The sequence below is a fragment of the Micromonospora musae genome, from assembly GCF_003626545.1.
GTDB classification, from domain to species: domain Bacteria; phylum Actinomycetota; class Actinomycetes; order Mycobacteriales; family Micromonosporaceae; genus Micromonospora; species Micromonospora musae.
The window spans coordinates 1-12,600 of sequence record NZ_RAZS01000016.1; the positions used below are offsets into that span (position 1 = coordinate 1).

General features: G+C 72.6%; 12 protein-coding genes. 5 read left to right on the plus strand and 7 right to left on the minus strand.

Going from position 1 to position 12,600, the window contains the following annotated elements; genetic code table 11:
- Positions 1-682: 682 nt before the first annotated feature.
- Complete coding sequence (gene tyrS / locus D7147_RS30120; protein WP_120683789.1) at positions 683-1,969, minus strand: tyrosine--tRNA ligase; 1,287 nt, start codon at positions 1,967-1,969, stop codon at positions 683-685.
- Positions 1,970-2,072: 103 nt separating this feature from the next.
- Between tyrS and D7147_RS30125 the strand changes: the two genes are divergently transcribed.
- Entirely contained in the window at positions 2,073-2,459 is a 387-nt protein-coding gene (locus D7147_RS30125; RefSeq protein ID WP_199716492.1) for a PaaI family thioesterase, read from the plus strand.
- 9 nt (positions 2,460-2,468) lie between these two features.
- Here the strand turns inward: D7147_RS30125 and D7147_RS30130 are convergent, their stop codons facing one another.
- From D7147_RS30130 to D7147_RS30140, 3 genes are all read right to left on the minus strand, one after another.
- Complete coding sequence (locus D7147_RS30130; protein ID WP_120683793.1) at positions 2,469-3,791, minus strand: hemolysin family protein; 1,323 nt, start codon at positions 3,789-3,791, stop codon at positions 2,469-2,471.
- 141 nt (positions 3,792-3,932) lie between these two features.
- Positions 3,933-4,577: a hypothetical protein gene (locus tag D7147_RS30135; RefSeq protein WP_120683795.1), complete on the minus strand. Its 645-nt coding sequence runs from the start codon at positions 4,575-4,577 to the stop codon at positions 3,933-3,935.
- A 51-nt stretch (positions 4,578-4,628) separates the two neighbouring features.
- Positions 4,629-5,108 (minus strand): GNAT family N-acetyltransferase, encoded by a 480-nt coding sequence (locus tag D7147_RS30140; RefSeq protein ID WP_120683797.1) that lies wholly within the window; start codon positions 5,106-5,108, stop codon positions 4,629-4,631.
- Between the two features lie 175 nt (positions 5,109-5,283).
- On the opposite strand from D7147_RS30140, the gene D7147_RS30145 reads away from it, so the two are divergent.
- From D7147_RS30145 to D7147_RS30155, 3 genes are all read left to right on the plus strand, one after another.
- Complete coding sequence (locus tag D7147_RS30145; RefSeq protein WP_120683799.1) at positions 5,284-5,583, plus strand: hypothetical protein; 300 nt, start codon at positions 5,284-5,286, stop codon at positions 5,581-5,583.
- 283 nt (positions 5,584-5,866) lie between these two features.
- The gene (locus D7147_RS30150) at positions 5,867-6,763 is read left to right on the plus strand and encodes a universal stress protein (RefSeq protein WP_120683984.1); all 897 of its coding nucleotides are present in this window, start codon (positions 5,867-5,869) and stop codon (positions 6,761-6,763) included.
- 208 nt (positions 6,764-6,971) lie between these two features.
- Positions 6,972-7,841: a universal stress protein gene (locus D7147_RS30155; RefSeq protein WP_120683801.1), complete on the plus strand. Its 870-nt coding sequence runs from the start codon at positions 6,972-6,974 to the stop codon at positions 7,839-7,841.
- A 224-nt stretch (positions 7,842-8,065) separates the two neighbouring features.
- On the opposite strand, the gene D7147_RS30160 is transcribed toward D7147_RS30155, so the two are convergent.
- Positions 8,066-8,689, minus strand: coding sequence for an FMN reductase (locus tag D7147_RS30160; RefSeq protein ID WP_120683803.1), 624 nt, complete (start codon positions 8,687-8,689; stop codon positions 8,066-8,068).
- Positions 8,686-9,825 carry an LLM class flavin-dependent oxidoreductase gene (locus D7147_RS30165; protein ID WP_120683805.1) on the minus strand — a complete coding sequence of 380 codons (1,140 nt, stop codon included), beginning with the start codon at positions 9,823-9,825 and terminating at the stop codon, positions 8,686-8,688. The genes D7147_RS30160 and D7147_RS30165 overlap by 4 nt, the downstream gene beginning before the upstream one ends.
- 209 nt (positions 9,826-10,034) lie before the next feature.
- On the opposite strand from D7147_RS30165, the gene D7147_RS30170 reads away from it, so the two are divergent.
- Positions 10,035-10,658, plus strand: coding sequence for a DNA-3-methyladenine glycosylase (locus tag D7147_RS30170; RefSeq protein ID WP_120683807.1), 624 nt, complete (start codon positions 10,035-10,037; stop codon positions 10,656-10,658).
- A 36-nt stretch (positions 10,659-10,694) separates the two neighbouring features.
- Here the strand turns inward: D7147_RS30170 and D7147_RS30175 are convergent, their stop codons facing one another.
- On the minus strand, positions 10,695-12,485 hold the full coding sequence (locus D7147_RS30175; RefSeq protein ID WP_233563578.1) for a stealth family protein: 1,791 nt from the start codon (positions 12,483-12,485) through the stop codon (positions 10,695-10,697).
- Between the last annotated feature and the right edge of the window lie 115 nt (positions 12,486-12,600).

A 12,600-nucleotide genomic window follows, 5' to 3' on the forward strand; every position in this document is an offset into this window, starting at 1 on the left:
CAGCGTTCGTCCTGAGCCAGGATCAAACTCTCCAACAAAAATCTTTGTGGAAAAAATGTCCCGGCAACAAAATGTTGCCAAAGGAATCCCAACCGGAAGATCCCGAAGAATCAACCAGTCCGGGGTATAAATCAATTTGGCACTGGCTTATCAAGCACCCTGTTGAGTTCTCAAAGAACAACCACACACCATCCGACAACCCCCACCAGGGGAGCCCATCATCCGGGGCATTTCGCTCCGCGTCCCGCCGCTCTCGCGCCGGGCACTTTTACTACGTTACCCGCTGGTTTCTGCCGTGTCAAACCGCTGTTTTGCGGTTTGTCGTGCTTCCAACCCTTTTTGCGGGCACCCTGACTCGACCGGCTTCCGCCGTTCTCCTCACGGGTTCCGGTAGGCCGGCCGCTGCGGTCTCCCGCGAGCTCGCCCGGTGCCCTGCCGGTCGTGAACCATACCCGGTCGGTTCCGCCTCACCAAATCCGCCTCGCGGCGAATCCGGGGCACCACCCGGGTTCCAGGTCGGAGAGCCGTACGGCCTCTGACCCGGAGGTCGTTCCTGCGCTCCGGCCTTCAGGACTTTCGCCCCGTTTCGTCCGTTCCGCGCTGGCAGAGAGAAAGTTACGCGCCCCGCGGACCGATCGTCAAATCCGCGGAGCGCGTCGCGCGTCACACCGTCGACATACGACTATCGCCGCAGCTCAACGCCGGCGAAGGAGCGCTTGCCCCGGCGCAGCACCAGGTACCGCCCGTGCAGGAGGTCGGACTCCGAGACCTGGGCGTCGACCTCCGTCACCCGGTTGTTGTTGACGTACGCGCCGCCCTCGGCGATGACCCGCCGGGCCTCCTTGAGGCTCGGCACCAGACCCGAGTCCCGGAGCAGCCCCGCGACGTCGGGCAGCTCCGCCAGCTGCGCCAGCCCCGCCTCGGTGAGCGCGGCACGCAACGTGGCCAGGCTCAGCTCCTCGAGGGAGCCCCGCCCGAACAACGCCTGACTGGCGGCGACTGCCTGGGCCATCTCCCGCTCGCCGTGCACCAGGGTGGTCAGCTCCTCGGCGAGCGCCCGCTGGGCGAGCCGCGCCGCCGGACGCTCCGCCGTCGCCTTCGCCAACTCCTCCAGCTCCTCGCGCGGGCGGAAGCTGAAGAAGCGCAGGTAGCGGTCCACGTCGCGGTCGTCCGCGTTGACCCAGAACTGGTAGAACGCGTACGGGCTGGTCATCTCCGGGTCGAGCCAGACCGCGCCGGTCTCGCTCTTGCCGAACTTGGTGCCGTCGGATTTGGTCACCAGCGGGGTGGTGAACGCCTGCACCGGCCCGGCGCCGCGGCGGCGGACGTAGTCCACCCCGGCGGTGATGTTGCCCCACTGGTCGGAGCCACCGTACTGAAGCTGACACCCGTGCCGCCGATGCAGCTCGAAGAAGTCGTTCGCCTGCAGGAGCTGGTAGCTGAACTCGGTGTAGCTGATGCCCGTCTCCAGACGGGCCTTGACGACCTCACGGGCGAGCATCTTGTTGACCGGGAAGTGCTTTCCGACGTCGCGGAGGAACTCCACCACCGACATCTCGCCGGTCCAGTCGAGGTTGTTGACCAGCTGGGCCGCGTCCTGGCCGGTGTACGAGACGAAGGGCGCGAGCTGGTCGCGGATGCGCTGCACCCAGCCGGCGATCACCTCGGGCGAGTTCAAGGTGCGCTCCGCGCTCTCCTTCGGGTCGCCGATCTGGCCCGTCGCCCCGCCGACCAGCAGCAGCGGCCGGTGCCCGGCGAGTTGGAGCCGCCGGGCCATCACGACCTGCATCAGGTTGCCGACGTGCAGGCTCGGCGCGGTCGGGTCGAAACCCACATAGAAGGTGGTGCTCCCGCCGTCGAGCAGCTCGCGCAGCTCGTCGAGGCCGGTCGAGTCCTGGATCAGGCCCCGCCAGAGCAGGTCATCGGTCAGGGAATCCCGCCCGGACGGCGGGATGCTGCTGTCGGTCACGGTCCACGATTCTCCCTCATCGGCTGCCGCCGCCCGTAGCGGGTTTGCCGGAACGCGCCGCTAGGCTGGCCCCACTTCGATCGAGGAGGCGTGTGTCGTGGATATGCCCGACCCCACCGGGGGCTTCGTGGAGCTGCTCGGCCTCAAGATCGACGAGGCGACCGGCGACCGGGTGGTCATCCGCTGGCAGGTCCGGCCGGAGCTGCACCAGCCGTTCGGAATCCAGCACGGCGGGGTCTACTGCTCCGTGGTGGAGACCGCGGCGAGCGTGGGCGCGTCCCTCTGGCTGGCCGACCGGGGAACCGTGGTCGGCGTGTCGAACCAGACCGACTTCCTGCGCGCCGTACGCGACGGCGAGCTGACCGCTGTCGGCACGCCGATCCACCGGGGCCGCAGCCAGCAGCTGTGGCAGGTGGAGATCACCGACGACGCCGAGCGCCTCGTCGCCCGCGGCCAGGTCCGGTTGCAGAACCTCGCTCCCGCCGCCTGACGCCCGACGTCAGCCGCCCGCCCGGTCGAGCAGCGGCGGCGCGTCGGCGGCGTCGGCGGGCGGATCACAGCGGCGCAGCCGTACCTCCGTGATCGCCCGGTGGTCGATGCGAGCGACCTCCAGTCGCCAGCCGTCGAACGCGACGTCCTCGCCGGTGACGGTGGGAATGTGCCCGAGGCAGGCGAGGAGCAGGCCGGCGATCGTGGTGTAGTCGCCCTCCGGCCGACCAGGGAGCTCGACCCCGACGGCCGCCAGGTCGTGCACCGGGAACGTGCCGGGCAGGCGCAGCGTGCCGTCCGGATCGGTCCGCACCGCCCGCACGTCCCGGTCGGTCTCGTCGTAGATCTCCCCGACGATCTCCTCCAGGATGTCCTCGAGGGTGACGATCCCGTCCACCGCGCCGCGCTCGTCGACCACCAGGGCGATGTGCTGGCGTTCGGCCTTGAACTGGCGCAGGGCGTCGACCACGGGCAGCGAGTCGGGCAGCAGCATCGGCGGGCGGACGAACTCGTCGACCGGCCGGTCGTCGGGCAGGCCGACGAGGTCCCGCAGGTGGATCACGCCGACCGCGTCGTCCAGGCCGCCGTGGCGGACCACCGGCGCGCGGGAGTGGCCGCTGGCGGCCAGCACCAGCCGGGCCGCCTCCGCGGTCGTTCCGCTGTCCAGGCAGAAGACCTGCAGCCGCGGTACCAGCACGGCTCGCAACCGCCGGTCGGCGATCTCCACGGCGCCGGCGATGATGGTCTGCTGCTCCTTGGTGAAGCCGTGGTTGCCGGCGACGATGTCCCGCACCTCGTCGGGGCTGATCTCGTCGCGCTGCGGACTCGGATCGAGCCCGACCAGGCGTACGACGAGGTCGCTGGTGGCGCCGAGCGCCCAGACGGCCGGCCGGGTGAGGCCGGCGAGCAGGTCCAGGGGGCGGGCCACCAGCAGCGCCCACCGCTCGGCGGACTGCATGGCGATCCGCTTCGGGGCCAGCTCGCCGAAGACCAGGGTGACGAAGGTCAGCGCCAGGGTGACCGCGACGATGGCGACCGGCTCGGCCGCGTCGCCGAGCGCCGCGAAGAGCGGGACCAGTGGCCGGGCCAGCGAGACCGCCGCGGCGGCCGAGGCGAGGAAGCCGGCGAGCGTGATCCCGATCTGGATCGTGGCCAGGAAGCGGTTCGGGTCCTTGGCGAGCCGGGCCAGCACCTGTCCGGCGCGGCTGCCGCGCTCCAGCCGCTGGATCTGGCTGTCCCGCAGCGAGACCAGCGCCATCTCGCTGCCGGCGAACGCGGCGTTCAGCACGACCAGGACCCCGACCAAGGCCAGTTGGCCCCAGTAGCTCTGCACGCCCGGCTCTCCCTCGCACGACCGCGCCGGACCCCGCCGACGCCGCCGACCGGAGGCCCCCGTCGGCGTACGCGCATCTGTGCCCACTGGGCGCGATGGTGAATCCTCGCCCCGCCGGCACCGTCGCCGGTGGTCGACGGATCAGGCGGCGACCGGCAGGTCGAGGACGTACGCGTCACCGGTGCGGCGAAAGCCGAGGCGGTGGTAGTACGGGGCGACCATGCCGCGCGGGCTGACCACCCGGCGGAAGCCTCGGTCGGTGAAGAGGCGGCTGCGCCGGTACACGAACTCCCCGGGGGTGAAGTCGCGGAACCGCTGGGTCACGTAGTCCAGGTCGATCTGGGCCACGTCGTGCGCCTCGGCGTGCGCCAGCACCACGCCGACCACCTCGTCGGCGCGGACCACCAGGAACGCGGATCGCCGCGCCGCGCCGGCCGGCTGGTCGTCGGCGGGCGGCCAGTGGAAGCCGGGGTTGAACCGGGCGATGTCCGCGGCGTGCACCCGCAGGGTGTGGGCCAGGAACTGGTCGTGCACTCCGACCTCGACGACCTGGTACGTCGCCTCGTCGTGCCGGGTGGCGAGCATCCGCCGCAGGTACCAGACGTTGATCACGGCGAGGACGACGTTCAGCCCGACCATGGGCCAGACCCGCAGGGTGGCGTTGTAGCCGATCAGGATCAGGCATCCGACCAGGTTGAACGCGCGCAGCCGCAGGATGCGGGTCTGCAGCAGGGACCAGACCAGCACCGCGGAGCCGAGCCAGCCGAAGAGTTCGAGCCAGTTCACTCCGCGAGGGTAGTGCCCGTCCTGGTCAGCGTGCCCGGCGGGCGGGTGCCGTCAGACGGTCAGCTCCAGCACGTACTCCTCGACGTCGCGGCCGCGGCCGGCGGCGTAGGCGTGGTCCTCGCCCCGGATGACGAAACCGCACTTGCGCAGCACCGCGAGGGAGCCGAAGTTGTCCTTGGCGGCCCGGGCGTGCACCGGGCGTTGCGGCAGTTCCTGGAGAAGTCCGTCGAGCGCGGCGGTGGCGTACCCCTGACCCCAGTGCCACCGGTCGATCCAGTAACTGACCTCGGTCTGCTCCCCCACCGGGAAGGCGAGCACGTGACCCACCACCCGCCCGTCGACGGTGACCGTGCGGGAGACGATCCCCGGGTCGGTGCGCACCCGGTGCCAGTGGGCGGCGAAGGCGCCCCGGTCGTCGGGGTCGTCGGCGGTGAAGGCAGCCATCCGGACCGCCTCGGGATCGGACTGGTGGCGGTAGAACTCCGGCAGGTCGTCGTCGCGCACCGGACGCAGGTGCAGGTCAGCGGTCACGCGGAGAGGATAGGCCCGACGGGGCCGGACGGGGAACGGACGCCCGCCGCGACGGCGTGCCGTACCGCCGGTGCCGGCGGCGCAGCCGGTCGGGCGGCGAGCGGGTTCGGTCGCGAACGAGCGGAGACTCGGCGATGGCGGCCCGGCTCGTAGCGCTACGGCCCAGGATGGGTGGATGAGACAGGCGCGGATCGGACGGGACCGGCGCGCGGCGAGCAGCGCCGCCCGGGCGAGCGGGGCGCTGGCCGTCGGCGCGCGGGCGCTCGGTGCCTCGGCCGTCGGGGCGCTCGCGGTGTCGGCACTGGCCGGCGGAGCCGTCGCGGTCGCCGCCCTAGCCGTCGGCCGGCTCTCGATCCGCCGGGCCGTCCTGCGGGAGCTGCGTGTCGGCCGGCTCGAGGTGAACGAGCTGGTCGTGCGGCACCGCGACGTCGAACCGGTACCCGCCGTCGGTCACCCGGCGGGTGACCGCGGGTAGACGTCCCGTCGATCGCTGCCGCGCTCCCGGCGGTCCGACGGGCGCGTTCCCACAACGGGTCCGGTTGGACGGGGGTCACACGGAGGCGCCGCCACAGCCGCGGCGACGAGCCACGGCGGTACGTTCGGGCGGTCGCGCAGCAGCACGGCGACCAGACGCGAAAGCGTGAGGAGAGCGGGCCGCACCGGGTGATCCGGCACCGACGGCCCGGGATCCGGGACGAGCTGCTCCGACCGACCGTCGGCCGGTGGAGCGGAACTCGACCCGGACGAAGGAGGTAGTCATGACCATCAACACCGGTGCCCCCGTCGTGGTGGGCGTGGACGGGTCCGACTCCGCCCTGGAGGCGGTCCGGGTGGCGGCCCGGGAGGCCGAACACCGGCACCGTCCCCTGCGGGTGGTCCACGCGTTCAGCTGGCCGCTCACCGCCGCCGAGCTCGGCCCCGCCCCGTTCCCCGCGCAGGCCGAGGGGCTACGCGGCGAGGCCGAACAGTTCGTGTCCCAGGCCCTTGCCGAGGCGCGCAAGGTGAACCCGGAGGTGCGGGCCTCCGGCGTCGTGGTCGACGGATCGGCCACCCTGGTGCTGCTCGACGAGTCCCGTGACGCCGCGCTCGTGGTGCTCGGGCATCGCGGCCTGGGCGGCTTCGCCGATCTGCTGATCGGGTCGGTCACCGTCCAGGTGTCCGCCCGGGCGGAGTGCCCGGTGCTCGTCGTGCATGGCGAACCGCGCGCCGACGGCCCGGTCGTGGTGGGCGTGGACGGCTCCGAGCTCTCCACCGAGGCGGTCGGCTTCGCCTTCGAGGAGGCGTCGCACCGGGGCACCTCGCTGGTGGCGGTGCACGCCTGGCTGAACCCGGTCGTGTTGTTCCCCGGTGATGTGAGCCCGCTGATGGTGGACCTGTCGACGCTCGCCGAGGAGGAGGAGCGGGTGCTCGCCGAGTCCGTGGCCGGGCACGCCGAGCGCTACCCGGACGTGTCGGTGCGGCACGAGCTGGTCCACGGCTCCCCCGCGCAGGCGCTCGTCGAGCAGTCTCGCGACGCCCAGCTGGTGGTGGTCGGTGCGCACGGTCGCGGCGCGCTCGGCGGCCTGCTGCTCGGCTCGGTCAGCCACACGGTCCTGCACCACGCGCACTCGCCGCTGGCGATCGTCCGGCACGTGCGTACCGCTGACGGGTCCTGACGGCGGGCGGCGCAGGCCGCCGACGCTCCCGGGTGGTGGTCGGGCCGGTCGGCCCGGCCACCACCCGGCCCTGACCGTGCCGACGTCGGCCGCTGCCCGGCGCGGCGTGTCGCGGCGACTTCCACCTGAGCGACGCCGGGCGGGCGGGAAACGCCGCGAACGGCCGTGACCACGCCGACAATGACCTGGTCGAGCGTTGGAGGGCCGAATGAACCGACCCGTCGTGGTGGGGGTGGACGGATCCCCGGCGAGCCTCGCGGCCGCGCAGGAGGCGGCGCGCGCCGCGTCCGCGCGGAACCTGCCGCTGCGCCTGCTGCACGGCTACCTGCACCCGCTCGGCTACGGGGTGCCGCTCACCCCGTACGACCTGGGCCTGCCGGCGCCCACCGACGCCGGGCAGCAGATGTTGGAGCGGGCGGTGAATGAGCTCGCCGACCGCTGGCCGGGGCTGCACATCGAGGCGGCGCAGGTGGCCGGTGGCCCGGGCGCGGCGCTCGTCGAGGAGTCGCAGCGCGCGGAGCTGGTGGTGGTGGGCAGCCGGGGGCTGGGCGGTTTCGGGGGTCTGCTGCTGGGCTCGGTGAGCGCGCAGGTCGTCGCGCACGCGCGCTGCCCGGTGCTGGTGGTGCGCCCCTCCGAGGGGACGGAACCGGGGCGGGGGCCGGTACTGGCCGGCGTCGACGGATCGGAGTCCGCCGCGTTGGCGGTGCGCTACGCCGCCGACGAGGCCCTCCGGCGCGGGGTCGAGCTGGTGCTCGTCCACGCCGAGGCGGGGCGTCACGCCGAGGAGGCCGGTGGCGGGCGGGTCGCGCCGGAGGAGCAGCCGTCGACGCTGCTGGCCGGCGCGGTGGCGACGGCCCGGGACGGCCGTCCCGACCTGGCGGTGACCGGCCGGACGGTACGGGCGGGCTCGGCCGAGCAGGCGCTGATCGAGGCGAGCCAGGGCGCTGCGCTGATCGTGGTGGGCACCCGGGGCCGGGGCGAGTTCGTGGGCACGCTGCTCGGCTCGGTGAGCCAGGCGCTGGTGCATCACGCCCACTGTCCCGTGCTCGTCGCCCACGACTACCGCCGGGCGGACTGACCACGATCACCGCCAGGCGGACTGACCACGATCACCGCCAGGCCGGCTGACCACGATCACCGCCGGGCCGGCTGACCACGATGACGGCTGGGTCGGCTGACCGCGCCGGCCGGCGCACCTGCCGACGGCCGGCGGCGCGGTCCGGCGGGCGGGGTGGCCCGCCGGACCGCGCCGCGCCGCCGAGGCGCTCGCCGCCTCGCGGGCCCGACGGCGGCGAACGCCGGTCAGGGCTCGCGGCGGCCGAGCAGTTCCTCGAAGTTGGTGGTCAGGGCGAAGGGGTCGGCCGGACCGGTGGAGACCGGCCGCCGGTGCACCTGCTCGGCGAGCTCGGCGGCGGCCCGGTCGATCCGGCTCCGCAGTCCGGCGTCGGCCTCCCCGCTCGCCCAGTCCTCGGGGGCGGCGAAGACCGAGGTCGGCACCACCACCGCGTGCAGGTAGGCGAAGAGCGGGCGCACCGCGTGCTCCAGGGCCAGCGAGTGCCTCGCCGTACCGCCGGTCGCGGCGATCAGCACCGGCCGGTCGGTCAACGCGTCCGCCTCGATGAGATCGAAGAAGGACTTGAAGAGCCCGTTGTAGGACGCGTTGAAGATCGGCGTCACGGCGATCAACCCGTCGGCGCCGGTCACCGTGTCGAGCACCGCCCGCAGCGACTCGGCCGGGAAGCCGGTGATCAGGTTGTTCGTCACCTCGTGGGCGTGCTCACGCAGGACGACGTGGCGCAGGTCGACGGTCTCGCCCCGGCCGGCCAGCTCGCCGCGCGTGGCGGCGGCGAGCTGGTCGGCGAGCAGGCGGGTGGCCGACGGCTGGCTGAGGCCGGCCGAGACGATGGCGAGGGTACGCGTCGTCATCGGTTCACCTCCGGCGCCTTGCCCGTCACGTCGTCCACGGCGTGCACGGTGCTGTCCTTGGCGCCGCCGGCGGCGGCGACGAGCGAGGCGTGGGTCGGCGCCGCCGGCACGTGCGCCGGGCGCATCGAATCGAACTCCTTGCGCAGCACCGGGACGACCTCCTCGCCGAGGAGGTCGAGCTGCTCCAGCACCGTCTTCAGCGGCAGCCCGGCGTGGTCCATGAGGAAGAGCTGACGCTGGTAGTCGCCCACGTAGTCGCGGAAGGTGAGCGTCCGGTCGATGACCTGCTGCGGGCTGCCCACGGTCAGCGGCGTCTCCGTGGTGAACTCCTCGAGCGACGGGCCGTGCCCGTAGACCGGGGCGTTGTCGAAGTACGGCCGGAACTCGCGCACCGCGTCCTGCGAGTTCTTCCGCATGAAGACCTGGCCGCCGAGCCCGACGATGGCCTGGTCGGCGGAGCCGTGGCCGTAGTGCTCGAAGCGCTGCCGGTAGAGGTTGACCATCCGCTGGGTGTGCTCCTTCGGCCAGAAGATGTGGTTGTGGAAGAAGCCGTCACCGTAGTACGCGGCCTGCTCGGCGATCTCCGGGCTGCGGATCGAGCCGTGCCACACGAACGGCGGTACGCCGTCGAGGGGGCGTGGCGTCGAGGTGAACGACTGCAGCGGGGTGCGGAAACGCCCCTTCCAGTCGACCACGTCCTCCCGCCACAGCCGGTGCAGCAGGTCGTAGTTCTCGATGGCGAGCGGGATGCCGGCGCGGATGTCCTTGCCGAACCACGGGTAGACCGGGCCGGTGTTGCCGCGGCCCATCATCAGGTCGACCCGGCCGTCAGCGAGGTGCTGCAGCATCGCGTAGTCCTCGGCGATCTTCACCGGGTCGTTGGTGGTGATCAGCGTGGTCGCGGTGGAGAGCAGCAGCCGCTCGGTACGCGCCGCGATGTAACCGAGCATGGTCGTCGGCGACGAGGGCACGAACGGCGGGTTGTGGTGCTCGCCCGTGGCGAACACGTCGAGCCCGACCTCTTCGGCCTTCAGCGCGATCGCCACCATCGCCTTGATCCGCTCGCGCTCCGTCGGCGCCCGACCGTTGGTCGGATCCACGGTGACGTCACCGACGCTGAAGATTCCGAACTGCATGACAGCTCCTCGGGTTGTTGGCCGCGGCCCGGCGGCCGTTTCGCACCCGACAACATACTTGACTGCTCAATAATTCCGAATGTGGACCACCACTGTGACGGCCGCCACCCCACCCCGGCCATTGGCCCTGCCCGATCCCCTCCTCCCCCACCCGACGGCGCCGTCGCAGCCCAGACGGCGCCCGGCCCGCCCGGTAGCCTTGCCGCACGATGACGTACTCCTGGCTCCACGCACCGGCCGCACAGGTCGCCACGACCGCTCGCACCCTCCTCGGCTGGACCGTCTCGGCGAACGGCGTCAAGATCCGGTTGACCGAGGTCGAGGCGTACGCCGGCACCGGAGAGGACCCGGTCTCGCACGCCCACCGGGGCCCGACCCCACGTACCGAGGTGATGTTCGGCCCGGCGGGGAACGTCTACGTCTACTTCGTGTTCGGCATGCACTGGTGCATGAACATCGTCTGCGGCCGGGAGGGTGAGGCCGCCGCCGTCCTGCTGCGCGCCGGCGCCGTGACCGAGGGGATCGAGATCGCCCGGCAGCGGCGCGCGAACGCCCCGGATCGGGAACTCGCGCGCGGCCCGGCACGGCTCGTGACGGCGCTCGGACTCAACCGCGACGCCAACGGCACGTCGGCCCTGGACGGGTCCGGGCCGGTGCTGCTCGCACCGCCGTCGGCGCCCGTCGACCCGGCCCTGATCGCCGCCGGACCGCGCGTCGGGGTCGCCGCGGCACACGACACCCCGTGGCGGTTCTGGCTGGTGGGCGAGGAGAGCGTGAGCCCGTACCGCCGGCACGTCCCGCGTCGCCGGCGACCCTCGACCCTGCCGGCCTGACGGTGGTGGCCGCGCCGCGCGGCCACCACCCTCGGGTCAGCGCACCGGCTCCGGCTGACCGGCCGGGTCGTGCGGGGCACGCCCGGTGCCCTGCCGGGGGGCGGCGCTCGTCGGTGACTCGGGGAGCAACTCCGCCGCCAGGGCGGAGGCCGTCCGGCCCAGGCGCTGCGCCTCCACCTCCGGCGACACCTCGAACTGCGCCCGGAAGGGGAGGTACGCGGAGAGGAAGTCCGCCAGCATCGCCTGCTGCTCGGAGAGCAGGACCTCACTGGAGTCGGTGTCGTTGAGGCAGAACACGTCGCAGTGCCGCCGGGACAGCAGCGCGGCCAGCTTCACCGGTGTGGAAGGGTGCGCCAGGTCGGCGTAGGTGTACCGGATGGAGCCGGGGACCGAGGTGCCGGAGAGGTACGACCAGTAGTGCTGCAGCGAGGACGGGATCGACAGGTCCCCGGGGTGCCGGAACTGGTGCTCGGCGGTGGCCAGCACCTCGGCCGGCAGGTGCCGCTCGATCTCCTCCAGCACACTGCGGCGCAGCGGGTACGGCACGTGCCGCATCTTCTGTGAGATCGTGCGCCCGAAGCGCTCCTCGATGTGCCGGCGGTTGTTCTTCCCGGCAGCGGTGACGGGAGCGTCGTGCACGGTGGCCGGGCCGACGTCGAGCTGGGCCGGCGAGGTGAAGAACTTCGCGATCCCGTTGGCGTGGAAGAACGCGGTCGGCACCAGCGGCCGGCCGAAGAACATGTCGTCGTTGACGTAGACGAAGTGCTCGCTCAGCCCCGGGATGCGGTGCAGCCGCGACTCGATGGCGTGCGAGTTGAAGGTCGGCAGCCGGCCGGTGTCGGCGAAGATCTCCCGGTGGCGCACCACCCGGACCATCGGGTGCGTGACGTCCAGCCAGGCCGGGACCTGATCGTCGGTGACCAGGTAGATCTGCCGGACCCAGGGCGCGTACGCGACCAGCGACCGCATCGAGTACCGCAGCTCGTCGCGGCTGACGTACCGCGCGTCGTTCGCCGCGACCTCGTTCATCTCGGCCGCCCCGTGCTCGCGCAGCGCCCGGTTCTTGCGCTCGCGCCAGTCGCCGTCGTCACCGTCGACCCAGGTGTAGACCACGTCGATGGGGAAGGTGACCTGGTCGTGGGCGAGGCCGGCGAACTCGGCCCGGCTCGGATAGGTGGTGTCCTCACCGGCGAAGCGGCTCAGCCGCCGGCCCGGCACGGCGACGGTGGCGCCGACCGTCGGCAGAGCCGCGGCGATCCGGTTGGGACGTGGCGCCGCGATGTGCGGGACCGGATACTCCTCGGTCGGCGCGTCCGGCCAGAACTCCACGTCGCAGGCGAAGGCCTGGCCGAGGACGGTACGACCGAACGGGTCGGTGACCGCGGCGAAGACCTCCGCGACCCCCACCGACCGGCCCGGCCGCGCGCGATCGGGAAGGCGCACGGTCACCCCGTCCTGCGCGCCCACCGTGGCGAGCGCCCGCAGTGCCCCGTCCCGGTCCTGCTCGCGTACGGCGACGGCACTGCGCCGCTCGTCGAGGGTCGGCACCGCGAAGTGCGGGACCCCGGCTTCGTCGAACGCCGCGGTCACCAGGTCGAGGTTGTGTCGCCACCTCTCGGCCGGCGTCGCCGCCGCGACCACGCGCGCCTGGACCTGCGCGGCGCCGTCGCGGGCGGTGCGCAGCTTCCCCACCGGCACGCTCGTCCCGCGGCTGGAGATCCGGGTCAGTCGGCGCACCAGCCACAGCTGCCGCCGCGGCGGCAGGACCTGGAGCATCCGGAGCCGGTGTTCCTTCGGCAGCATCCGGTAGACGCGCAGCGCTATCAACGCACGTTCTCCCGTCGCACCCGGACCGTGGACGGCCGACCGGGTCCGTCCACGATCACCGGTCGCCTGCTGAGGTGCCTGTGGCTCACCGTGTCCCCGTCTCCTCGCGCCGGCT

Coding starts and splice junctions, on each gene's coding strand:
- D7147_RS30125 (WP_199716492.1), top strand. CDS start 2,073: ATGCCCGACCCCACCGGGGGCTTCGTGGAGCTGCTCGGCCTCAAGATC.
- D7147_RS30145 (WP_120683799.1), top strand. CDS start 5,284: ATGAGACAGGCGCGGATCGGACGGGACCGGCGCGCGGCGAGCAGCGCC.
- D7147_RS30150 (WP_120683984.1), top strand. CDS start 5,867: ATGACCATCAACACCGGTGCCCCCGTCGTGGTGGGCGTGGACGGGTCC.
- D7147_RS30155 (WP_120683801.1), top strand. CDS start 6,972: ATGAACCGACCCGTCGTGGTGGGGGTGGACGGATCCCCGGCGAGCCTC.
- D7147_RS30170 (WP_120683807.1), top strand. CDS start 10,035: ATGACGTACTCCTGGCTCCACGCACCGGCCGCACAGGTCGCCACGACC.
- D7147_RS30165 (WP_120683805.1), bottom strand. CDS start 9,825: ATGCAGTTCGGAATCTTCAGCGTCGGTGACGTCACCGTGGATCCGACC.
- D7147_RS30160 (WP_120683803.1), bottom strand. CDS start 8,689: ATGACGACGCGTACCCTCGCCATCGTCTCGGCCGGCCTCAGCCAGCCG.